The organism is Maricaulis sp. CAU 1757 (assembly GCF_054482675.1).
The window spans coordinates 482138-502275 of the sequence record NZ_JBTLRI010000001.1 but is presented as its reverse complement, the minus strand read 5'-3'; the positions used below and the strand labels follow the sequence as shown (position 1 = coordinate 502275).

The window sequence follows — 20138 nt, the reverse complement described above, 5'->3', positions numbered from 1 at the left end:
GATATGCCCCTGACCCGGCGCCAAGGAAAGGGGGCGAGCTCATCGCTGCGGCGGATGCTCGCACGTGCCGGCCGTCGATCTGCCGACCTCGTCTGGCCGCCGCAATGTCCGGTGACGCAGCAATCGGTGGATCGTTGCGGTCACCTATCACCGGCGGCCTGGAAGCGGCTCGACTTCATCGCCGCGCCATTGTGCCAGCGCTGCGGGCGGCCCTTCCCGTACGAGGCAGGCCGGCCCGACAACCCGATCGCGGAGTGCGCCGGCTGCATTGCCAAGCCTCCGGTTTACCAGCGGGCCCGGGCCGCCCTCGTCTACAATAACGGCTCGCGACATCTCGTTCTGGCCTTCAAGCATGGCGGACAGCGGGAGATGATTGCCCGGTTTGCCGGCTGGATGCGGTCGGCTGGGGCTGATGTCCTGAACGGTGCGGACGCCCTGGTACCCGTACCGCTGCACTGGCGTCGCCTGTGGTCGCGGCGCTACAACCAGTCGGCTCTTCTTGCCTCGGCCCTGGCAGCAAGTTCGGGCTGTCCGATGCAGGCGCACTGGCTGGCAAGGCGCAAGTCGACGCCGAGCCAAGCGGGGCGCAGTGCGGGCTTGCGGCGGCGGAACGTCGCCGGGGCGTTCCACGTTACCCAGGTGAATGCGGTTCGTGGGCGTACGCTCGTGCTGGTGGACGATGTGCTGACAACGGGCGCGACGGTCAATGCCTGCGCCCGAACCCTGAAGCGGGCCGGCGCTGCGCAGGTGCACGTGATCACGCTGTGCCGAGTTGTGCGCGAGACCGATTTGACTATCTAGTAGGGCAAAGGAGTTCCGGATGAAAAGCGTTACCATTTATACCCGACCGATGTGCGGCTACTGCGCCCGTGCCATTTCCCTTCTCAAGAACAAGGGTGTGGATTTCACCGAGATCGATGCCGGCTTTGACAAGGCCAAGCGGGAGGAGATGGTGCAGCGCTCCAATGGCGGACGGACCTTCCCGCAAGTGTTTGTCGGTGACGAACACGTCGGTGGCAGCGACGAGCTGATGGCGCTGGAGCGTTCCGGCAAGCTGGACCAGATGCTGGCAGCCTGATGAGTGTGCGCCTCGCCCTCGTCCAGATGCGGTCCGGGGTCGACCCTCGGTCCAATATCGATGACGCCGTGCGCATGATCCGCGACGCGGCGGCGCAGGGTGCCCAGCTGGTCGCGACACCGGAAACCACCAATCTGGTGCAGAAGGATGCGGAATCCGCCCTGGCAGCCATGCCGTCGGCCGATGCCGATCCGGCGGTGGACCGCTTGGCTGCCCTGGCCAAGGAGCTGGGCATCACCCTGCTGGTCGGCTCCTTGGCTCAGCGCCTGAAATCCGGCCGGGGCGTCAATCGGAGCTTCCTGTTTGATGCTTCCGGCAAGACCCTGGCGACCTATGACAAGGCCCACATGTTCGATGTCGGGCTGGGGCAGGGTGAGACCTATTGCGAGAGCGCGAACTACCAGCCTGGCGATGAGCTCAGCCTGGCTGACACGGCGGGCCTGCGGCTCGGTCTGTCGATCTGTTACGACCTCCGCTTTGCCTACCTGTACAGGCGTCTGGCGCAGGCTGGCGCGAATGTGCTCGCCGTGCCTGCCGCCTTTACGCGGCCGACCGGCCGCGCGCACTGGGAGGTTCTGTTGCGGGCCCGCGCCATTGAAACCGGCAGCTATGTGATTGCGCCAGCCCAGGGTGGCCTGCACGCCGACGGGCGGCGGACCTGGGGCCATTCCATGGTCGTCGGCCCCTGGGGCGAGGTCGTGGCGCGGCTGGACCATGACGAGCCGGGTCTGCTGATGGCCGAGATTGATGTGCGCAAGGTCGAGGAGGCGCGTCGACGCATCCCGGCGCTGCAGCATGACCGCAAGCTGGAAGGTCCCCGGGTCGGAGAGCCGGCATGATCAAATATGCCCTGCTGTGTTCCCATGACCACGATTTCGAGGCGTGGTTCTCCAGCTCGGACGCGTTCGACGATCAGGTCGACCGGGGGCTCGTGGAATGCCCGCATTGCGCTGACGTGGACATTCGCAAGGCCCTGATGGCGCCGAACATCGCCAAGGGGCGCGGTCGGGCCGCTCCGGCCGGGAATGTCCGGCCCGAACAGCGGCTGGCCGAGCTTGCCGGGCAGCTGCGGGATCACATTCGCGACAATTTCGACTATGTCGGCCCGGCCTTTGCCGATGAGGTGAGGGCCATGCACGCCGACGAGAAGCCGTCACGGCCGGTGTATGGCGAAACGACGGCGGAAGAGCATGCGGCCCTGGTCCGCGACGAACTGCCGGTCGCGCCGCTGCCTGACATGCTCGTTCCGCGCGTTGCCAAGAAGCTCAACTGAGGCTGCCGGCGCGGGTCATGCCAACCTAGCCCGGCTTGGTCGCCACCATCATGTAATTCACCGAGCTGTCCGAGCTGAGCGAGAACTGGTCGTCGAGCGGGTTGTAGGACACGCCGACCGGGTCCTGGACGTCGAGCCCGCCTTCCACCAGGCCCTGGCGGATCTGCTGCGGCTTGACCAGCTTGTGGAAGCGGTGCGTCCCGCGCGGCAGCCAGCCCAGCACCCATTCGGCTCCGATGATGGCGACGGCAAAAGCCTGTGGCGTGCGGTTGATGGTGGCGCAGATCATGATGCCGCCGGGCCGGAGCAGTTGGGCGCAATCGACCAGGAAAGTATGCGGATTGGCGACATGTTCCACGACTTCCAGGTTGAGGACCACGTCGAACCGCGCTTCGTCGGCTTCCAGCAGCTGTTCGGCAACGCCGTGGCGATAGTCGATGTCCAGCCCGTTCTCGCGGGCATGCACGCTGGCGGTCTTGATGTTGGCCTCGGCGGCGTCGACACCGGTCACTTGCGCTCCCAGGCGGGCCATGGGCTCGGCCACCAGTCCACCGCCGCAGCCGATATCGAGCAGGCGGAGGCCCTCCAGCGGACGGTCGCCGCTGCGGCCGAAATGACTGCAAAGCGTATCACGGATGAAGCCGAGGCGGACGGGGTTGAACTTGTGCAGCGGCTTGAACTTGGAATCCGGATCCCACCATTCGGCGGCGATACGGGAGAACTTCTCGACCTCTTCTGGATCGATGGAGGGGCGGGACAGGGTCTGCGGACCTGACGGCTCAGCCATGATGGTTCTCCTGGTGCGCGAAGGGCGCGCTGATTGCGTACGAACATTGCGATTCTAGGGCCGCCCGATTACTTATCCAGCGGCGCGGCGAACCGTCCTGCTATCAATATGGCGCGGGCTGCACCTCATATCGAGCCCGGGGAAACGTTTCAAACACTGAAACGTTGAGGTTCGGGTCCGAGGGAGAGTGTATGACGCGGGTTGTGGCGAAATTCGGGGGGACGTCGGTCGGATCGATCGAACGCATCCGCCACGCGGCCGGTCTCGTCGCCGACGCGGCCACCAGGGGTGAGACAATGGCGGTGGTGGTCTCGGCCATGGCAGGTGAAACCGATCGCCTGCTCGGGCTGACCGATGCCTTCGGAACCGGCCTTGGCGATCGTGAAACCGATGTGGCCCTGGCCGCTGGCGAACAGGTCTCCTCGGCTCTGATGGCCCTGGCCCTGCGCGAACGGGGTCTCAAGGCCCGTTCCTTCCTGGGCTGGCAGCTTCCCGTGATCACCGACGGCCCGCCGGGCGGGTCCCGTATCGCCGGCATGGATGTGTCCGCCCTGGAAGCGGTGATGGATGCCGGCGAAATCCCGGTTCTGGCCGGGTTTCAGGGCATTACCGAGAGCGGAGATGTGCGCACGCTGGGGCGCGGTGGCACGGACCTGTCGGCGGCCGCGCTCGCGGCCGCTCTCAAGGCGCGGTGTGATATATATACCGACGTGGACGGCGTGTTCACCACCGACCCTCGGATCGTGCCGGAGGCGCATCGTCTCGATGCCATCAGTCACGACGAGATGCTCGAACTGGCGGCTCAGGGTGCCAAGGTGCTGCAGACGCGGTCGGTTGAATTTGCCAAGGCGCGCGGTGTGCCGATGCGTGTCCTGTCATCGTTCAAGCAGGCCGGGACGAGCCGCGGCACGGATATTGTCGGTGAGCGTGATATCGCCGAGCGGCGGATCGTGTCCGGTGTGGCCTATGCCCGTGACCAGGCGCGCATCGCCCTGCTGGGGGCGTCGAATCGGTCCGACATGGCCGCGCGCACTTTCGCCCTGCTGGCCGAGGCCGAGATCGGCGTCGACATGATCGTGCAGGCGCATGCGGCGGCGACGTCGCGGGTCAATATCGAGTTCTCCGTTGCCCATCGCGACCTGGAGCGGGCGCTCAAGGTCTTGCGCGGCGCGATGGAGGATGTCGAGATCAACTCGGAAACCGGCCTGGCCAAGGTCTCCGTGGTCGGCGCCGGCCTGCGTCAGCGGGCCGACGTGGCGCGCTCCCTGTTTTCCGTTCTCGGCAGGCACGGGATTGCGGTAAAGGTGCTGGCAACGTCGGAAATCAAGATCTCGGCGTTGATCGAGAATGATGCGGTCGAGCGTGCCGTGCAGGCGCTGCACGCGGCCTATGGATTGGACCAGGTATAGGCATGGATGACTTGAAGACCGGACCAGTTCGCGACCCGCGCCTTCTGCTCAAGCGGATGCGCAAGCTGATGGCTGTGCAGGAGAATGCACAGGCGCGTCTGGATCACCTGACGGCGATGATCGCCGACGAGGCGGGCTGGGATGTCTGTTCGATCTACCTGACGCGGCGCAGCGGCGCACTGGAGCTGTGCGCCACCTTCGGCTTGAAGAAGGAGGCGGTCCACTCGGTCAGCCTGAAGCCGGGCGAGGGGCTGGTCGGCCTGGTCGCCCGCCGGGCCCGGCCGCTGGCCACATCCAATGCCAATACCCACCCGGCCTTCATCTACAAGCCGGAAACCGGCGAGGAGCCGTTCAACACCTTCGTCGGCGTGCCGATCCTGCGCGGTGGCCGCATGGTGGGCGTGCTGACGGCGCAGACTGCGGTCGAGCGCAATGTCGCAGCCGACGAGATCGAGACCCTGCAGACGGTCGCGATGATCCTGGCCGAGATCATTGCCTCCGGTGACATTGCCGATTCCGAGGCAATGGCAGGTCTCGACGTCCGTCAGTCAAAACCGGAGCGTTTCCAGGGCGGAGCCTTTTCGGGCGGGCTGGCCTGCGGGGTCGCGGTCCTGTTCGAGCCGCATGTCGAATCGACGCGCCTGATCGCCGACGATCCGCAGGCCGAGGAAGACCGGCTTGATGTCGCCATCGACGCCCTGCGAGACTCGATCGACGCCATGCTCGACAGTGGCCGGGTGCCGTTCGGCGGGCCGACCCGGGACGTGCTGCAGGCCTATCGCATGTTCGCCCATGACCGTGGCTGGCTCGAGCGCCTGCGCGACGCGGTGCGCCAGGGCCTGACCGCTGAAGCGGCGGTCGAGCGGGTGCGTAACGAGAACCGGGCCCGGCTGATGAAGGCGGCGGACCCGACTTTCCGCGACCGGCTGCATGACCTCGAGGACCTGGCCAACCGGCTCCTGCGCCACCTCAATGGCGGCACGTCGCATGACACCCTGCCGGACGATGCCATCATCATCGCGCGCAATATCGGGCCGGCCGAACTGCTCGATTTCGATCGCGAGAAGCTGCGCGGCATCGCCCTTGAGGAAGGTTCGGCCTCGTCGCATGCGGTGATCGTCGCCAAGGCACTCGGTATTCCGCTGGTCGGTCTGCTCGAGGGGGCGCTGGACCGGGCAGAAAACGGCGACACGGTGATCGTCGACGGCGAGTTCGGCCTGCTTCACATCCGTCCCCCGCAGGACGTTATCGATACCTATGAAAGCCGCATGCAGGCCCTGTCCGAGAAGCGCCTGGCCTATGCCGAGCTGCGCGGACCGGCGAAGACAGCGGACGGGCGCACCATCGGGGTGCACATGAATGCCGGATTGCTGATCGAACTGATGGCCCTGGACGAGCTGGGCGCCGACGGCGTGGGCCTGTTCCGGACCGAGTTCCAGTTCATGGTCGCCGACACGCTGCCGCGGTTGTCGGAACAGGCGAAGGTGTACAAGTCCGTGCTCGATGCTGCCGGGCCCAAGCCGGTGGTCTTCCGGACCCTGGATCTCGGCGGCGACAAGGTGGCGCCGTTCGCACCGTCAAGCGTGGAGCCCAATCCGGCGCTGGGGTGGCGGGCTATTCGCATGGGGCTCGATCGTCCGGGTCTGCTGCGCTATCAGCTGCGCGCCCTGATCCTGGCGGCCGAGGGGCGTGCATTGCATGTCATGTTCCCGATGATCGCGGCGCCGTGGGAAATGCGGGCCGCGCGCGGCATGCTGGACCGGGAGCTGGAGCATGCCCGCCGGGCCGGCCATGTGGTGCCGTCCGAGGTCCGGGTCGGCATCATGCTGGAAACCCCGGGCATGGCCTGGGCGCTCGAACACGTCATCGAGGAAGTGGATTTCGTCTCGGTCGGCGCCAACGACCTCATGCAGTACTTCTTCGCGGCAGACCGTCAGAATGCGCGTGTCTCGGATCGGTACGATGTGTTGTCGCCACAGGCACTCGACTTGCTGAAATCGATCCAGGAAGTCTGCGACAAGTACCAGACCCCAGTCTCGGTTTGCGGCGAGATCGCGGCCAAGCCGTTGGAGGCTGCGGTGCTGATCGGGCTTGGTTATCAAAGCCTTTCCATGGCGGCGGGCAATATCGGGCCGATCAAGAAACTGATTTCCGGCCTCGATGCAGAGCGTCTTGGCACTTGGCTTGCGAGTCACCGCCGCAGCCGGGTGGACAGTCTTCGCCCCCTCCTCCTGGAAGCGGGAGAGGAGGCCGGGTTGCCCCGCGAGGCTGTTGAATCGCAAAGAGGGATTTGATCTTATAGGCGTGCGGTGGGACAATGAACGCCAGGATGCGTCTAGAGTTTGATCGCTCCTAGCAGTGAGAGCGTCGAGTATCATGTCGGGTGAAGAAATGCGTGCGGGCTTCGTGCCAGTGGACGCCGTGTACCGTGATGACGGTGTCGGATATGCGCCGATGTCGGCGGGGGACCGTCTGCTGGACGCTCGCAAACGCCTGAACCTGACCCTCGAACAGGCCTCCAAACAGACCCGTATCCGCGCCGACTACCTGGAAGCGCTGGAGACCATGGACCCGCGCGGCCTGCCGGCCCGGGCCTATGCGATTGGATATCTGCGGACCTATGCCCACTTCCTGTCGCTCGACCCGGGTGGCGTCGTCGAACAGTTTAAGCGCGAGGTCGATACCGAGACCGGACGGGCCCAGCCGACGGCTGCGGCCAAGACCCGCGAGCCGATCAAACTGCCCAAGGGCGTGTTTGGTGCCGTGGCCATCCTCGCAGTCGTGGCCGGTGCTGCCTGGTGGTATTCCGAGCAGACCGGAGGTGCCAGTATCGGCAACCTCCCGTCGCCGCCCGATGCGGCACCGGAATGGGCGCGCGCCGATTTCGACACCTCGCGTCCGGCACCGGCGATCGAGCAGATCTGGCGGGATGTCCCGCTCGGCGAAGATCCCGAGGATCCCAGCGTCGTGTTGCGCGCCCTGTCTCCGACCTGGCTGGAAGTGCGTGATGCATCCGGGCGCATCCTGTTCTCGCGCCGTCTCGAAGGGGGCGAGACCTACCGCATGCGCGAGCCGGGGCTGACCGTGTCCGCGGCCAATGCCGGTGCCATCCTGATCGAGCAGGATGGGGCCGAGGTCGGCCCGCTCGGTAATATCGGGGTGGCCGTGGAGAATCTTGAAGTTCTGGCCCAGCTGGAAGCAACCCAGCTTGGCAATGCGCCCGAAGTGCAGCCACAATAGCGGGCCCCCAGGGGGCGGTCAGGTGTGGCGAATGGTCCGCTGAAGCGGGTCGTATCCTCGCCGCATTGTCGCTATATCAGGTCCCCGGACACGGACGAGCGAACACCAGTCATGACACAATCCAATGATCCGCGCAGCGTGCGCCCCTGGCGCATGATCGAGCGGCGCAAGAGCCGCAAGATCATGGTCGGCAATCTGGAAATTGGCGGTGATGCGCCGATCAGCGTCCAGACCATGACCAATACGCCGACCGCCGACGCCAACGCCACGATCTCGCAAATCCGGCGCTGCGAGGAAGCCGGCGCGGACCTGGTCCGTGTGTCTTGCCCGGACGAGGATTCGACCGCGGCGTTTCGCGACATCGCGCGGGCCGCCAGCGTGCCGCTGATTGCCGACATTCATTTCCACTACAAGCGCGGGATCGAGGCGGCGGAGGCCGGCGCCGCGTGCCTGCGCATCAATCCGGGCAATATCGGCTCCATGGACCGGGTGCGCGACGTCGTGCAGGCGGCCCGCAATAATGGTTGCGCCATCCGTATCGGCGTCAATGCCGGCTCGCTCGAGCGCCACCTTCTGGAGAAATACGGCGAGCCGTGCCCGGAAGCGATGGTGGAGAGCGCCCTGGACCATGCGCGCATCCTGGAAGACCTGGATTTCCGCAATTACAAGATTTCGGTGAAGGCGTCCGACGCCTTTCTGACCGTGGCGGCCTACCAGGCTCTGTCCGAGGCGACCGATGCGCCGCTGCATCTCGGCGTGACCGAGGCAGGCGGGACGCGGATCGGCACGGTCAAGTCCTCGATCGGCATCGGGTCCCTGCTGTGGGCCGGGATCGGCGATACCATCCGGGTTTCGCTGTCGGCGGAGCCGGAAGAGGAAGTCCGGGTCGGCTTCGACATTCTCAAATCGCTCGGCCTGCGCACGCGCGGGGTGAATATCATTGCCTGCCCCTCGTGCGCGCGGCAGGGGTTTGACGTCATCCGGACGGTGGAAACCCTCGAGGCGCGTCTGGCGCATATCTCCGAGCCGATATCACTGTCGATCATCGGTTGTGTGGTGAACGGGCCGGGTGAAGCCCTGATGACCGATCTCGGTTTTACCGGCGGAGGCGCGGGCCGCGGCAAGATGTATGTCTCCGGCCGACCCGACCATAACGTGTCCAATGAACAGATGGTCGACCATATCGTCGAGATGGTGGAGGCGCGGGCAGAAGAATTGCGGCGCAGCCGCGAGGATGAGGCTGCCGCCTGAGTGGACGACCAATCACAGATTGTGGTCCCTTGAGTTTTCTCACGGAAGCGTCACACTTCCGGTTCGGAAGGATGATTCTGCGGAACGGGGATGTCAGTGTTTGTCTACGGTTTGAAGAACTGTGACACGTGTCGCCGAGCGATGCGCGACCTCGCTTCCGCTGACGTTACCTACACGTTTGTCGACATCCGCGAGGAAGCCGACCGGGCCACCAAGGTGCCGGTCTGGGTCGAGGCGGTCGGTGGCGACGTGCTGGTCAATACGCGGTCGGCCACGTGGCGCAATCTTTCGGCCGAGGACCGCAGTTTTGCCGATGATGACCCGGCCGGCCTTCTCATCGTTCACCCGACCCTGATCAAGCGGCCGGTGATCGAGACCCCTGGCGGTTTGGAGATCGGCTGGAATTCCGAGATCCGGGACCGCATCGTTTCGTTGTGATCGAAACCGGGGTGCCGGTGCTTCTGAAGTCACTTCACAACAGGTCAGATACATGAAGGCCATATGCGTCTATTGCGGCTCGAACCCGGGCCGTGACACCCGCTTCGTCGAGGCGGCTCGCCGGGTCGGCATCTATCTCGCCGAACACGGCCTGACGACCGTTTATGGCGGCGGTCGGGTCGGGTTGATGGGTGAAGTGGCCGATGCCGCGCTGACGGCCGGTGGCAAGGTGACCGGCATCATCCCGGAATTCCTGGCGCTCAAGGAAGTGGCGCATGCCGGGCTTACTGCACTGCACGTGGTGCCCTCCATGCACGTCCGCAAGGCGATGATGGTCGAGCATTCCGATGCCTTCATCGCGCTGCCGGGCGGCATCGGTACCATGGAGGAAATGTTCGAGGTGTGGACGTGGGCCCAGCTCGGACAGCATCGCCACCCGGTCGGACTGCTCAATGTCGGCGGGTATTACGACGAGCTCGTCGCCTTCCTGGACAAGATGACGGACCAGGGCTTCCTCGCCGAGGACCATCGTTCGGCGCTGATCGTGTCGGAGGATATCGGCGAGCTGGTGGACGCCTTCCACCGTTACGAGGCGCCGGCAGCCGATGTCCGCCTCAAGACCGGCCAGACCTGATCCCGGGCGACCGCCATGCTTGACCGTTCCGGCGCGCCCCTCTACCTCGCAGCCCGAAGGAATGGCGTGGCCGTTCCGGCAGATCAACAGGATGACCGACATGTCCGCGGAACTCGCTCAGAACGCTAAGGCCTGGCCTTTTGAACAGGCGCGCCTGGTCAAGAAACGCGTCGAGGAGAAGGGGCTGAAGGGCGATGCGGTCATCTTCCAGACCGGCTACGGCCCGTCGGGCCTACCGCATTTGGGCACGTTCGGTGAAGTGGCGCGCACGAGCATGGTGCGGCACGCCTTTGTCGCGCTGACCGAGGGTCGCTACCCGACCAAGCTGATCGCCTTCTCCGACGATATGGACGGCATGCGCAAGGTGCCGACCAACCTGCCCAACCAGGACATGCTGACCGAGCATCTGGGCAAGCCGCTGACCGACGTGCCGGATCCGTTCGGCACGCATGACGGCTTTGCCCAGCATAACAATGCCCGCCTGCGCAGCTTCCTCGACAGTTTCGGCTTCGATTACGACTTCTACTCGGCCACCGAACAGTACCGCTCGGGAGCCTTCGACGACGCCCTGCTGCGGGCGCTCGAGAAGTTCGACGACATCATGAAGGTGATGCTGCCCACCCTCGGGGCGGAACGCCAGGCGACCTATTCGCCCTTCCTGCCGATCTCGCCGACCACCGGCCGCGTGCTTTACGTGCCGATGAAGGCGGTCAATGCCAAGACCGGCGAGATCACCTTCGAGGACGAGGATGGTACCGATGTGACGATGCCGGTCACCGGCGGCCGGACCAAGCTGCAGTGGAAGCCCGACTTCGGCATGCGCTGGGCCGCCCTCGGGGTCGATTTCGAGATGTTCGGCAAGGACCACGCCGCCAATGCCCCGGTGTATTCGAAGATCTGCCGAATTCTCGGTGAACAGCCGCCGGTGCAGTTCATCTACGAACTCTTCCTCGACGAGAAGGGCGAGAAGATCTCCAAGTCCAAGGGTAACGGGCTGGCGGTCGAGGAATGGCTGCGCTACGCGCCGCAGGAGAGCCTGAGCTACTACAATTTCGTCAAGCCGAAGACCGCCAAGCGGCTGCACTTCGACGTCATCCCCAAGGCGGTCGACGAGTATATGCAGCACCTGGCGGCCTATCCGGGACAGGAGCCGGCGAAGCAGCTGGAAAACCCGGCCTGGCACATTCATGACGGCGAGCCGCCGACCGACGTGTCGCCGATCTCTTTCGCCTTGCTGCTGAACCTGGCGTCGGCCGCGAGCGCGGAGACCAGCGAGCAGATGTGGGGCTTCATCGGGCGCTATGTGGATGGGGCCAGCGCCGAGACCCACCCGGTCCTTGATCGTCTGGCCGGATTTGCGGTGCAGTACTATCAGGATCAGGTGAAGCCGACGAAATCCTTCCGCGCCCCGACCGAGCTCGAGCGCGCGGCGATGCAGGACCTGCTGGCCCGACTGAAGGCGCTGCCGGCCGATTGCCGCGATGGCGAGACCATCCAGAACGAGGTCTATGCGGCGGGCAAGGAACACGATTTTGACAATCTGCGCGACTGGTTCAAGGGCCTCTATGAGGTGTTGCTGGGGCAGTCCCAGGGGCCGCGCTTCGGCGGCTTCGTGGCGATCTACGGCATTCCCGAAACGGTGCAGCTGATCGAGACCGCGCTCGCAGGCGACCTGGTCTCGACCTGATCGGCCTCGAATTCCTGGCGCCCCGGAAGGGGCGCCATTCTTTCTCCGATTCAGGTAAAATAATTTTGACATCATGTTTGCTTTCTCATACACCGTGTCATGTACAATATATTTGACATGAGGTTCGGGAGTTTTGACATGACATTTCGCGAGAAAAGCAATGCGCTGATGCTGGTGGCGCTGGTTGCGGTTTACAGCGGCCATTTCTGGCTGACCCTGCAGGCTGCCCTGGCGGGCGATGCCGTCCTCGACACAGTCCTTCTGCTCAAGACCGGCACCGTGCTCGTACTGATCGCCATCGCCGGACATGTGGTGATTGGAGTGATGTCCGCGGACAAGAACGCCCCCATCGGCGACGAGCGGGACGAGATGATCGACCTGCGCGGCGATCGGCGGGCCGGTTATGTCCTCGGCTTCTTCGCCTTTACCGCCCTGGCACTGGCGATTTTCGAGCAATCGGTGTTCTGGATCGCCAACAGCATCCTGTTCGGCCTCGTTATCGCAGAGGTCGTGAAGGGGATTTCTAAACTGGTTGAATACCGGCGTGGCGTGGTCTGAACCATGGCCCGCTCCACAGCCATTTCCAACCAGATCCGCACTCTGCGGTTTCACGCGGGAGAAATGACCCAGGCCGAACTGGCCCGGCGGGTCGGGGTAACGCGGCAGACCGTGATCGCCATCGAGCAGGGCAAGTACTCGCCCTCGCTGGAGGTGGCGTTCAAGATCGCCCGCGTCTTCCGGACCGGCGTCGACGAGGTGTTTCAGTTTCCCGAGGACTGAGCGGCGCGGCGGGTCACGCGCATCGGGACCGGTCGGTCCGGTTGCAGCGTGATGCGCATGACCGGTCGCGGGTGGTCGTCGGAGGTCAGGTCGAGCCGGACCCGGCGGTACAGTGTGGCCACCACGATAACCATTTCCATCATTGCGAAGCGGGCGCCGATGCAAACACGTGGCCCGATGCCGAAGGGCAGATAGGCGCCGCGAGGAATGTCCCTCGCGGCGTCGCCGAGAAAGCGTTCCGGTTTGAAAGCATCGGCGTCCGGCCAGAGACTGCGCTGGCGGTGCAGCAACCAGGGCGATACCAGCACATCCGTGCCGGCCGGCACAGGCAGTCCGGTCACCAGGTCCGCTTCAACCGAGGTGCGCGCCAGCATCGGCGCGGACGGGTATAGCCGCAGGCTCTCCTTGATCACTGCGGTGGTGAAGGGCAGGGCGTCGCCCCATTCCGCCGGGGGTCGATTGTCGAGACCGGCGCCATCGATCTCCGTTTCCAGCCGGTCCCGGACGTCTGGGGCCTGGGACAGCAGGTAAGTGGTCCAGGTCAGGGAGCGCGCGGTGGTCTCGTGCCCGGCGGCCAGGAAGGTGAGCAGATTGTCGATGATGGCGGTTTCGTCGAGATCGGTGGCGAGCAGCAGGTCGAGAAAGTCGGCCGGCCCTGCTTCGCCGTTCGGGCGCGGATGGGCCCGGCGGTGGCGAGCCACTTTGCCGACCTGTTGGCGCAGGTCTTCGATGATCGGTCGCGACTGGCCCTGACCGACCCGTGGGACCCAGTCCGGGAAATTCGCCAGGTCAAAAGGATGGGGCAGGCCGCTCAGCTCCAGCAATCGGTGGATGCCGGCCGTGAACCGGCGCTTGTCGAGGGCTTCGTCACCGGAGAACAGGGTCTCCATTAGGATATCGAGGGTCAGGTCGACAAACAGGTCGGAGGCTTGGATGGTGTCCCCACTGGCGGATGTCAGACGCTCGGTCTGTTGCTCGCAGATGGCCAGAATCTGCGGCGCGAACCCGTCCACCCGCCGTGGCGTAAAAGCCGGCGCCACGCCATGACGGACGGTCTTCCAGGTCTCGCCCTCGGCGGTCAGCAGGCCATCGCGCAGGAAGGGCTTGAGCACGGCCTGGCGCAGACGGTTCATGCGATAATTCGAGGCGTGGCTGACAAAGCAGTGGTGGATCGCGTCGGGGTCCGACACCAGGAGGCTGGAGCGCCCGAGAAACTGGAACGGGGCGAGGCGGATGGAAAAGTGCTGCTCGCCCCAGACTTCCAGCGGGTTGCGCCGCATGGCCCGGAAATAGGTCCAGTAGTCCGACAGGGCGAGCCGGCCGACCCCCTTGTAGACGGCGGAGGCCGGGCGTGGCGGCACGAAGGGGGGATGCGGGGCGGATTGATCCATACGCTGCAGTCTAGGTCGGTGCGTATCCCCGGTCTCGGGCCAAATGGTCGCGCTTACTGGCTGGCCCAGATGATGCGGGCGACCCAGTCCAGGTCGCGTAGCTGCAGGATGCGGTCGGGCCGGGCCGGGTTGAGCGATTTGACCTCCAGCGCGCTCACTGTGAGCCGTCCCAGGGTCCAGCCGTCGAGTGTGCCGTCACGGTGATGAACCATGATCCGGTCGCCCGCCCGCGGGGCTGCTTCGCGCGACACGATCAAGGTGCTGCCGGGGCGGAAGACGGGTGCCATGTGGTCATTGTCGACCGACAGGGCATAGGCCCGGGTCAGGTCGAAATCGGGAAAGGGAAGATCGACCCAATGGTCGCCGGACGGGCGCCCCAAGCGGTCGAATGCCGTGATCGCGGCACCATCGGCGAGCTCGAGGCCGGGCAGGGATTGCCGGCTGCCACCGCAGGCAAGGCGGGCAAAGTCGGCCAGGTCGAGATGGGCGGCCTGGAGGGCCTTCGAGAGGCTTTCCGTCGACGGCCAGCGCGGTTTGGTGCCGTCGCGCGTTGTGCGCTTGGACGGGTTGAAGGTGGTGGCGTCAAGGCCGGCGCGACGGGCCAGCCCCGACGGGCTGGTGCCGGCGTGAGCGGCGAGCTCGTCAATGCCGCGCCAGATCTGGTCATGAGTGAGCATGGCGCATCCCGTTCCTGTTTCACGCTATAGGAAAATTGTCCCATTCTCAACGCGGCCTTGCCAGCGCGAACAGGCGGGGTTACGCCCCTCCCATGACACCAAGAATCGCATACCGACTGGCCGCGCCCGAACGCTGGGCCCAGGCCATGGCCGACGGCGTCTTCAAGGGCGATCCGCATGATGTTGAGGACGGCTTCATTCACCTGTCGGCGGCGGCGCAGGTCGAAGGCACGCTGGTAAAGCATTACGGCGATCATGACCGCCTGCTGCTGGTCGAGATCGACCTGGAGGCGCTGGGCGACAGCGTGAAATGGGAGAAATCCCGGGGCGGCGAGCTGTTCCCGCATGTCTATGGGGAAATCCCGATGGCCGCGGTCACCGGCATGCGTCATGTCGGGCGCACGCAAGACGGTGACTGGATGCTGCCTGCCGATTTGGAGCGCGATTGATGGTGTTCGATCTGGCCACAGGCGTGCTGCGCCGGATGGATCCGGAGCAGGCCCACAAGCTGGGAATGGCCGGGCTCAAGCTGGGCCTCGGTCCGCGGCAGTCGCAGCCGGACGATCCGCGCCTGGCGACCCGGCTGGCGGGCATGGACCTGCCCAATCCGGTCGGACTTGCGGCCGGCTTCGACAAGCATGCCGAAGCCCCGGATGCCCTGCTGGCGGCCGGCTTCGGCTTTGTCGAATGCGGCGCCGTGACCCCGCGAGCCCAGGCGGGCAAGCCGCGGCCGAGGATTTTCAGGCTCGAGGAGGACCAGGCGATCATCAACCGCATGGGTTTCCCCAGCCAGGGTCTCGACGTGTTTCGCCGCCGCCTTGAAGAGCGCAAGTCGCGTGCGGGCGTGGTGGGCGTCAATCTGGGCGCCAACCTGGATTCCGAGGATCGCGCGGCGGACTATGTCACCTGCCTTTCGGAGCTGAAGGGCAAGGCGCAATTCTTCACCGTCAACATTTCCTCGCCGAACACGCCCGGCCTGCGTGCCCTGCAGGACAGTGCGGCGCTGGACGATTTGCTGGCCCGGGTCTGCGAGGTCCGCGGCGTCGAGCCGGTTTTCCTGAAAGTGGCCCCGGATATTGCCGACGAGGATGTCGACACCATGGTCGCGGCGGTCAGCCGGCACCGCCTCGACGGGGTAATCGTTGCAAACACAACAATCACCCGACCCAGCCATTTGAAAAGCCCGCGCATGCGCGAGGCAGGCGGCCTGTCGGGGCCACCGGTGTTTGCGCGGTCGACCGAATTGCTCAAGCGCTTCCGCTCGGTGGCTGGCCCCGACATGGCCCTGATCGGTGTGGGCGGCGTCGACAGTGCCGATGCGGCCTATGCCAAGATCCGCGCCGGCGCCAATGCGGTCCAGCTCTATACCGGCATGGTCTACCACGGACCCGGGCTGATCCGGCGCATCAAGACGGGGCTGGTGGACCGGCTTCAGGCGGACGGCTTCGCATCGCTGTCAGAGGCCGTCGGCGCCGACTGAATCCGGCGCTCCAGTGCCGGATAGGCGGCGGCAAGGAAGCCGCCCCGGGCCAAGTAGAACACCATGTAGGCGGCCCAGACCCCGTGATTGGCGAACAGGCCGGCCAGCACGACATCAGCAACCAGATAGACCGCCACAGACCCGATTGCCGCATTGCGCAGCATGCGGCCACTGGTCGTGCCGATGAAGATGCCGTCCATGAGCCAGGCCAGAGCGCCCAGCAGGGAGGCTGCAGCACACCATGGCAGGTATCGGATCGCCGCCTCGCGCGCTGCATCATCGGCGACCACCGCCCGCAGCGCGTCATCGCCGAACGCCAGGGTGATCAGGGACAGGCCGGCCGCGGTGATAAACAGGGGCTCTCCTGTCACTCGCACGACGTGCCGCATCGCCCTGACCGATCTTCGGCCGAAGGCCCGCCCGGCTTCCGTTTCGGCAACGAAGGCAAAGGCATCCAGCACAAAGGCCCAGAGCGCCACGATCTGCATCAGGATGTGATTGCCGGCGAGCGCACTGGTGCCCTGGCGCGCGCCGGCATTGGCAAACCAGGTCACGCCGATGATCAGGGTCCATGACCGGATCATGAGGTTGGCATTGATGGCGAACAGCGATTTCAGGGCGGCGCGGTCCAGCAGGGCCGGTCGCGAGAATGCACCGGGTGCCCAGCCGCCGCGCCGGCGCACCGCTTGCAGGGCAAACCCGGCGGCGGTCAGCAAGGCGCACCATTCGGCTATCGCCGTCGCCGCGCCGACCCCGCCCGGGCCATAGCCCAGGCCGAGAACAAACCACAGGTCGAGCCCGATATTGACCGATGACATGACGAAGTAGATGGCCAGGTTCGAAGCGTTGCGGCCAAGGCCGATCAGCCAGCCGGCCAGCGCGAATGTGCCGAGGGCCGCTGGGGCCCCCCAAAGCCGCGCCACGAGATAGTCGCGCCCCTTGGCCTCGACGTCAGCCTCGCCCTGCAGCACCGCCAACCCGGCCAGCGCGATGAGATCGCGCAGCAACCACGCGGCGCTTCCGAACAACGCGGCCAGTCCCAGCGCGCGCAGCAGGATGCGCTGGGTCTCCGCCGCCTGCGCCGCGCCATCCGCCTGTGCGGTCAGCCCGGTCGTGCCCATGCGCAGGAAGTAGAAGCTCCAGTAGAAGACGTTGAAGATGGCTCCGCCGAGCGCGACGCCGCCCAGGTCGGCGGTATCCCCGGCCAATGACAGCACGAAGGTGTCGGCGACGGCCGCCAGGGGCAGGGCGGCATTGGCGAAGACCAGGGGCCAGGCCTGCTTGAGGACGTCGGTGCGGGTCAGGGGAAGGTCGGCCATGGCCGCTCCTAGCCCGCGCCACTCCGGCAGGCAAGCGAGGCGCTCGGGCTCAGGTTTCGCAGGCGCCGTCGCGGCAGGTCCGGCGCGGCCGGTAGGGTGCGAGACGGCGATAGACCCAGTCGAGCGGAATCCGGATCGGGGCCGGGCGGGTGAGCATGGCCAGCCAATGCCAGCCCGGCAGCCGTTCCCAGATGGCGATGAAAGCGTTCCAGCCGGTCACCAGCTCGCCACTCGGAAGCCGCACGTGCATTGCTTCCAGGGCGGCGTCGCGGTCGACATCGTCGGGGATATCCCCGTTGCAGTCCTGCAGCTTGATGATGTGTTCGCCAAAGCGGCTGTAGTGCCGCATCTCCCGCACGCAGATCGGGCAAAGGGCGTCGTAATAGGCAATCACGGGGCCGGGTCGGGTCTGGGTCATGCCGGTGAAGTGTGTCACCCGGACAGTCGGGGCGAAGTGACGGATTGCCGCACCCGCGGTGGCGCCTCAGCCGCTGTCGCCACTAGTCGGCGTGATCAGGAAGTGGCCATGCAGGGTGGCAACCGGCGCTTCGATGCGGCCCTGCCAGGCTTCCACCCTGACATTGGCCACGCGGCGGCCGCTGCGCGCCACCACGGCCCGGGCATACACGTCGTGGGCGCGGGCAGGGCGCAGGTAGTCGATGGCCACGTCGATGGGTTTCGGCAAGCGTTCGAGCGGTTGGCTGACCAGCAGGGATGCCGATGCGACGATCTCCAGGAAAGCTCCCACGGCCCCGCCGTGCAGGGCCGGGATCAGCGGATTGCCGACCAGGTGTTCGGCATAGGGAAGGACGCCGGTCAGCTCGGTGCCCTTCTGCTCGACGCGAACTCCAAACTTGGCGACATAGGGGGCGGCCAGCAGTGTTTCGATCAGGGCCCGGCTCATGCCCCGCCTCCATCACGAACTTCCTGTGCGACACGATCCTGCGCCGCCTTGGAGACCTTTGAGATCATGAATGCGGCCTGGGCCAGCGCCACCGGATCGTCAGGGTCGCCATCGTGGGCGGTTGCACGCACGAAGGTCACCAGGCCGTGTGATTTGAGACTCGACGCCACCGCGACCACGTCCTTTCCCGGCCGCGCCGGGCGCATGTAGTCGATCCGCAGATCAAGCGTGGCCGGCGTATCGGTCGCGCCGAAGCCCGCGAAGGCGGCAATGCCGCAGGCATGGTCGAGCAGGGCGGTCACCACACCGCCGTGCAGGGTGCCGGTCTCCGGGTCACCGATCAGCTCGCTTGAATAGGGCGCGCGCATGATCGTCTCCTCGGCGGTCAGGCGATCAATGGTCAGGCCGAGCGATACGGCGTGGGGCGATCCGTCGACAATCAGCGGTGCGAGGGTTTCAAGTCGGGTCTGGAGATCGTCGGTCATGGCGGCTCCGGCTGGCTTCCTCCCTGATAGGTCACACAGGGGCGGCCGAAAAGCAGAATTAGCGCCGCCGCATCCGCTTGGCGACCACTTGCTCGAGACCGGTCACCACCGGCTCGCGCAGCTTGTGGCCATCCTCGGCCATGCGCACCAGCTGGGCCAGGGCAGCACGATGCATGTCGACAACTTCCGCCTCGATAGGCGTGTATTCCGTGAGGTGCGCCATGAAGCGCTGCAGCGAGCGACCGACCCGGATGGCGAGCGGGTCCCCGCTCAGGCGGGTTTCGTGGGCGAGGGCCACGGCGGCAGCCCGGGCGGCCTGCATGGCCGTGGTCAAACCGGCTTCGACATCGGCGGTGCGCTTGAGGCTGGGACCCTCCGCACGGCGCGGGCGGCGTCGGCGGTCCGGGCCGGAAAAGCGCGGTGATGCCACGAAACCGCGGGGCTGGCTCTCCAGGCTGCGCAGCCGTTCCTGCATGGTGATCGGGGCCAGCGGGGTCACCAGAACCTCGGTTACACCGGCGTCGCGGGCCATCTCGATGGAGCGGCGCGGACAGGGTGAGGTGACAACGATCACCGGGGTTTCGCGGGTCGCCGGGTTGGCGTGTTCGCGTATCCGGCGGATCAGGCGCAGCCGGTCCTCCTCCGGGTCATCATGCGCATCCCAGTCCATGACGATAAGACTCGGCGCGCGTTCTCCCAGCAGGCTGAGCGCCAGGTCGGCGTGTGGCACTTGCAGCACGTCACCGGCACCGGCGCTGCGCAACAGGGTGGTCAGGATGTTGCGCATGTAGCGATTGGGCTGGAGCACGAGCGGTTGTCCCGCCCGTCCCAGAGACCCGGTCGGCTCGCGGCGATCGCCGGGGAAGAGTTGCAAGGCAGACTGCATCCCCACGCGTTTACGCGCAAAGTCTTGAAATGCGGCAAAGAGGCGTGGTTAACGCAAGAGAAACAGCAGTCTAGCGACGGCCCATGGCGCGCAGCAATCGCAAGACGAACCAGATCGGAATGACGATGATGGCGCCGAGCAGGAAATATTCGATGGCCCACCCCGCACTCTCGGTCAGGAAGTGGATGAAGCGGCTCCACGCCTCGGTCACGGTGCCGAAGAAGTCGATCCACAGGCGCCGCGGATTGAGGTGGAAGGCGGCGAGGATGAAGCCGACCAGCACACACAGGAAAACCAGCCGTGCGACGTCGGTGGCCGACACCGCCACGAGGCGCTGGACGAAGCTCTTGCGTTCGGAAGAAGTGTTTTCGCTCATGCGGTTCACTCTAGCAGCAAATGAGGCCGTTGCGGGGCCGCAT

Annotated in this window: 24 protein-coding genes; 15 read left to right on the top strand and 9 right to left on the bottom strand. The window is 65.7% G+C overall.

The genetic code is table 11. The annotated features are described in order from the left end of the window. Positions 1–54 precede the first annotated feature (54 nt). Genes ACXYMR_RS02335 through ACXYMR_RS02320 form a run of 4 tightly spaced genes read left to right on the top strand, consistent with a single transcriptional unit; the run spans position 55 to position 2351 of the window. Positions 55–801, top strand: a complete 747-nt coding sequence (locus tag ACXYMR_RS02335; protein WP_458941141.1) for a ComF family protein — start codon at positions 55–57, stop codon at positions 799–801. 19 nt (positions 802–820) lie between these two features. Continuing rightward, positions 821–1078 carry a glutaredoxin 3 gene (gene grxC, locus ACXYMR_RS02330; RefSeq protein ID WP_458941140.1) on the top strand — a complete coding sequence of 86 codons (258 nt, stop codon included), beginning with the start codon at positions 821–823 and terminating at the stop codon, positions 1076–1078. Next, a complete protein-coding gene (locus ACXYMR_RS02325) occupies positions 1078–1917 on the top strand; it encodes a carbon-nitrogen hydrolase family protein (RefSeq protein ID WP_458941139.1) in 840 nt (279 codons plus the stop codon). The genes grxC and ACXYMR_RS02325 overlap by 1 nt, the downstream gene beginning before the upstream one ends. Continuing rightward, positions 1914–2351, top strand: a complete 438-nt coding sequence (locus tag ACXYMR_RS02320) for a DUF1178 family protein (RefSeq protein ID WP_458941138.1) — start codon at positions 1914–1916, stop codon at positions 2349–2351. Before ACXYMR_RS02325 ends, ACXYMR_RS02320 begins: the two co-directional genes overlap by 4 nt. Positions 2352–2376: 25 nt before the next feature. Here the strand turns inward: ACXYMR_RS02320 and ubiG are convergent, their stop codons facing one another. After that, complete coding sequence (gene ubiG / locus ACXYMR_RS02315) at positions 2377–3138, bottom strand: bifunctional 2-polyprenyl-6-hydroxyphenol methylase/3-demethylubiquinol 3-O-methyltransferase UbiG (protein WP_458941137.1); 762 nt, start codon at positions 3136–3138, stop codon at positions 2377–2379. A gap of 191 nt (positions 3139–3329) precedes the next feature. Here ubiG and ACXYMR_RS02310 point away from each other — a divergent pair, with 191 nt between their 5' ends. The 9 genes from ACXYMR_RS02310 to ACXYMR_RS02270 all read left to right on the top strand — a co-directional run bounded on the left by ACXYMR_RS02310 (position 3330) and on the right by ACXYMR_RS02270 (position 12577). Then, positions 3330–4547, top strand: coding sequence for an aspartate kinase (locus ACXYMR_RS02310; protein WP_458941136.1), 1218 nt, complete (start codon positions 3330–3332; stop codon positions 4545–4547). A 2-nt stretch (positions 4548–4549) separates the two neighbouring features. Further along, positions 4550–6841 carry a phosphoenolpyruvate--protein phosphotransferase gene (gene ptsP / locus ACXYMR_RS02305; protein ID WP_458941135.1) on the top strand — a complete coding sequence of 764 codons (2292 nt, stop codon included), beginning with the start codon at positions 4550–4552 and terminating at the stop codon, positions 6839–6841. An 82-nt stretch (positions 6842–6923) separates the two neighbouring features. Further along, positions 6924–7787 carry a helix-turn-helix domain-containing protein gene (locus tag ACXYMR_RS02300; RefSeq protein ID WP_458941134.1) on the top strand — a complete coding sequence of 288 codons (864 nt, stop codon included), beginning with the start codon at positions 6924–6926 and terminating at the stop codon, positions 7785–7787. 111 nt (positions 7788–7898) lie between these two features. Continuing rightward, positions 7899–9038, top strand: a complete 1140-nt coding sequence (gene ispG, locus ACXYMR_RS02295) for a flavodoxin-dependent (E)-4-hydroxy-3-methylbut-2-enyl-diphosphate synthase (RefSeq protein WP_458941133.1) — start codon at positions 7899–7901, stop codon at positions 9036–9038. 90 nt (positions 9039–9128) lie between these two features. Beyond that, the gene (locus ACXYMR_RS02290) at positions 9129–9476 is read left to right on the top strand and encodes an ArsC/Spx/MgsR family protein (RefSeq protein WP_458941132.1); all 348 of its coding nucleotides are present in this window, start codon (positions 9129–9131) and stop codon (positions 9474–9476) included. Positions 9477–9528: 52 nt separating this feature from the next. Beyond that, positions 9529–10110, top strand: coding sequence for an LOG family protein (locus ACXYMR_RS02285; RefSeq protein WP_458941131.1), 582 nt, complete (start codon positions 9529–9531; stop codon positions 10108–10110). 91 nt (positions 10111–10201) lie between these two features. Next, positions 10202–11797 (top strand): lysine--tRNA ligase, encoded by a 1596-nt coding sequence (locus ACXYMR_RS02280; protein WP_458941130.1) that lies wholly within the window; start codon positions 10202–10204, stop codon positions 11795–11797. 138 nt (positions 11798–11935) lie between these two features. Beyond that, the gene (locus ACXYMR_RS02275; RefSeq protein ID WP_458941129.1) at positions 11936–12355 is read left to right on the top strand and encodes a hypothetical protein; all 420 of its coding nucleotides are present in this window, start codon (positions 11936–11938) and stop codon (positions 12353–12355) included. A 3-nt stretch (positions 12356–12358) separates the two neighbouring features. After that, positions 12359–12577, top strand: a complete 219-nt coding sequence (locus ACXYMR_RS02270) for a helix-turn-helix transcriptional regulator (RefSeq protein WP_458941128.1) — start codon at positions 12359–12361, stop codon at positions 12575–12577. On the opposite strand, the gene ACXYMR_RS02265 is transcribed toward ACXYMR_RS02270, so the two are convergent. Together ACXYMR_RS02265 and ACXYMR_RS02260 are read right to left on the bottom strand one after the other, a co-directional pair. Beyond that, positions 12559–13968 (bottom strand): cytochrome P450, encoded by a 1410-nt coding sequence (locus ACXYMR_RS02265; protein ID WP_458941127.1) that lies wholly within the window; start codon positions 13966–13968, stop codon positions 12559–12561. The two genes, ACXYMR_RS02270 and ACXYMR_RS02265, sit on opposite strands and share 19 nt — an antisense overlap. Positions 13969–14021: 53 nt before the next feature. Beyond that, positions 14022–14645, bottom strand: a complete 624-nt coding sequence (locus ACXYMR_RS02260) for a S24 family peptidase (protein WP_458941126.1) — start codon at positions 14643–14645, stop codon at positions 14022–14024. Positions 14646–14737: 92 nt separating this feature from the next. Between ACXYMR_RS02260 and ACXYMR_RS02255 the strand changes: the two genes are divergently transcribed. Both ACXYMR_RS02255 and ACXYMR_RS02250 read left to right on the top strand, forming a co-directional pair. Next, the gene (locus ACXYMR_RS02255; protein ID WP_458941125.1) at positions 14738–15094 is read left to right on the top strand and encodes a DUF952 domain-containing protein; all 357 of its coding nucleotides are present in this window, start codon (positions 14738–14740) and stop codon (positions 15092–15094) included. Further along, positions 15091–16125, top strand: coding sequence for a quinone-dependent dihydroorotate dehydrogenase (locus tag ACXYMR_RS02250; RefSeq protein WP_458941124.1), 1035 nt, complete (start codon positions 15091–15093; stop codon positions 16123–16125). Before ACXYMR_RS02255 ends, ACXYMR_RS02250 begins: the two co-directional genes overlap by 4 nt. Here the strand turns inward: ACXYMR_RS02250 and ACXYMR_RS02245 are convergent. From ACXYMR_RS02245 to ACXYMR_RS02220, 6 genes are all read right to left on the bottom strand, one after another. After that, positions 16077–17444, bottom strand: coding sequence for an MATE family efflux transporter (locus ACXYMR_RS02245; RefSeq protein WP_458941123.1), 1368 nt, complete (start codon positions 17442–17444; stop codon positions 16077–16079). The two genes, ACXYMR_RS02250 and ACXYMR_RS02245, sit on opposite strands and share 49 nt — an antisense overlap. Positions 17445–17493: 49 nt before the next feature. Further along, a complete protein-coding gene (locus ACXYMR_RS02240) occupies positions 17494–17862 on the bottom strand; it encodes a thiol-disulfide oxidoreductase DCC family protein (RefSeq protein ID WP_458941122.1) in 369 nt (122 codons plus the stop codon). 66 nt (positions 17863–17928) lie between these two features. Next, positions 17929–18348, bottom strand: coding sequence for a PaaI family thioesterase (locus ACXYMR_RS02235; RefSeq protein WP_458941121.1), 420 nt, complete (start codon positions 18346–18348; stop codon positions 17929–17931). Next, complete coding sequence (locus ACXYMR_RS02230; protein WP_458941120.1) at positions 18345–18833, bottom strand: PaaI family thioesterase; 489 nt, start codon at positions 18831–18833, stop codon at positions 18345–18347. Before ACXYMR_RS02230 ends, ACXYMR_RS02235 begins: the two co-directional genes overlap by 4 nt. Before the next feature lie 58 nt (positions 18834–18891). Then, on the bottom strand, positions 18892–19641 hold the full coding sequence (locus ACXYMR_RS02225; protein WP_458941119.1) for a response regulator: 750 nt from the start codon (positions 19639–19641) through the stop codon (positions 18892–18894). Between the two features lie 148 nt (positions 19642–19789). Then, positions 19790–20095, bottom strand: a complete 306-nt coding sequence (locus ACXYMR_RS02220) for a DUF6460 domain-containing protein (RefSeq protein WP_458941118.1) — start codon at positions 20093–20095, stop codon at positions 19790–19792. Positions 20096–20138: the final 43 nt, after the last annotated feature.

Bases quoted from the DNA above. Each gene is read 5' to 3' on its own strand.
- ubiG (WP_458941137.1), bottom strand. From the start codon at position 3,138: ATGGCTGAGCCGTCAGGTCCGCAGACCCTGTCCCGCCCCTCCATCGAT.
- ACXYMR_RS02290 (WP_458941132.1), top strand. From the start codon at position 9,129: ATGTCAGTGTTTGTCTACGGTTTGAAGAACTGTGACACGTGTCGCCGA.
- ACXYMR_RS02260 (WP_458941126.1), bottom strand. From the start codon at position 14,645: ATGCTCACTCATGACCAGATCTGGCGCGGCATTGACGAGCTCGCCGCT.
- grxC (WP_458941140.1), top strand. From the start codon at position 821: ATGAAAAGCGTTACCATTTATACCCGACCGATGTGCGGCTACTGCGCC.
- ACXYMR_RS02310 (WP_458941136.1), top strand. From the start codon at position 3,330: ATGACGCGGGTTGTGGCGAAATTCGGGGGGACGTCGGTCGGATCGATC.
- ACXYMR_RS02300 (WP_458941134.1), top strand. From the start codon at position 6,924: ATGTCGGGTGAAGAAATGCGTGCGGGCTTCGTGCCAGTGGACGCCGTG.
- ACXYMR_RS02235 (WP_458941121.1), bottom strand. From the start codon at position 18,348: ATGAGCCGGGCCCTGATCGAAACACTGCTGGCCGCCCCCTATGTCGCC.
- ACXYMR_RS02285 (WP_458941131.1), top strand. From the start codon at position 9,529: ATGAAGGCCATATGCGTCTATTGCGGCTCGAACCCGGGCCGTGACACC.
- ACXYMR_RS02270 (WP_458941128.1), top strand. From the start codon at position 12,359: ATGGCCCGCTCCACAGCCATTTCCAACCAGATCCGCACTCTGCGGTTT.
- ACXYMR_RS02265 (WP_458941127.1), bottom strand. From the start codon at position 13,968: ATGGATCAATCCGCCCCGCATCCCCCCTTCGTGCCGCCACGCCCGGCC.
- ACXYMR_RS02255 (WP_458941125.1), top strand. From the start codon at position 14,738: ATGACACCAAGAATCGCATACCGACTGGCCGCGCCCGAACGCTGGGCC.
- ACXYMR_RS02325 (WP_458941139.1), top strand. From the start codon at position 1,078: ATGAGTGTGCGCCTCGCCCTCGTCCAGATGCGGTCCGGGGTCGACCCT.
- ACXYMR_RS02335 (WP_458941141.1), top strand. From the start codon at position 55: ATGCTCGCACGTGCCGGCCGTCGATCTGCCGACCTCGTCTGGCCGCCG.
- ACXYMR_RS02280 (WP_458941130.1), top strand. From the start codon at position 10,202: ATGACCGACATGTCCGCGGAACTCGCTCAGAACGCTAAGGCCTGGCCT.
- ACXYMR_RS02320 (WP_458941138.1), top strand. From the start codon at position 1,914: ATGATCAAATATGCCCTGCTGTGTTCCCATGACCACGATTTCGAGGCG.
- ACXYMR_RS02230 (WP_458941120.1), bottom strand. From the start codon at position 18,833: ATGACCGACGATCTCCAGACCCGACTTGAAACCCTCGCACCGCTGATT.
- ACXYMR_RS02275 (WP_458941129.1), top strand. From the start codon at position 11,936: ATGACATTTCGCGAGAAAAGCAATGCGCTGATGCTGGTGGCGCTGGTT.
- ptsP (WP_458941135.1), top strand. From the start codon at position 4,550: ATGGATGACTTGAAGACCGGACCAGTTCGCGACCCGCGCCTTCTGCTC.
- ACXYMR_RS02220 (WP_458941118.1), bottom strand. From the start codon at position 20,095: ATGAGCGAAAACACTTCTTCCGAACGCAAGAGCTTCGTCCAGCGCCTC.
- ACXYMR_RS02240 (WP_458941122.1), bottom strand. From the start codon at position 17,862: ATGACCCAGACCCGACCCGGCCCCGTGATTGCCTATTACGACGCCCTT.
- ACXYMR_RS02245 (WP_458941123.1), bottom strand. From the start codon at position 17,444: ATGGCCGACCTTCCCCTGACCCGCACCGACGTCCTCAAGCAGGCCTGG.
- ispG (WP_458941133.1), top strand. From the start codon at position 7,899: ATGACACAATCCAATGATCCGCGCAGCGTGCGCCCCTGGCGCATGATC.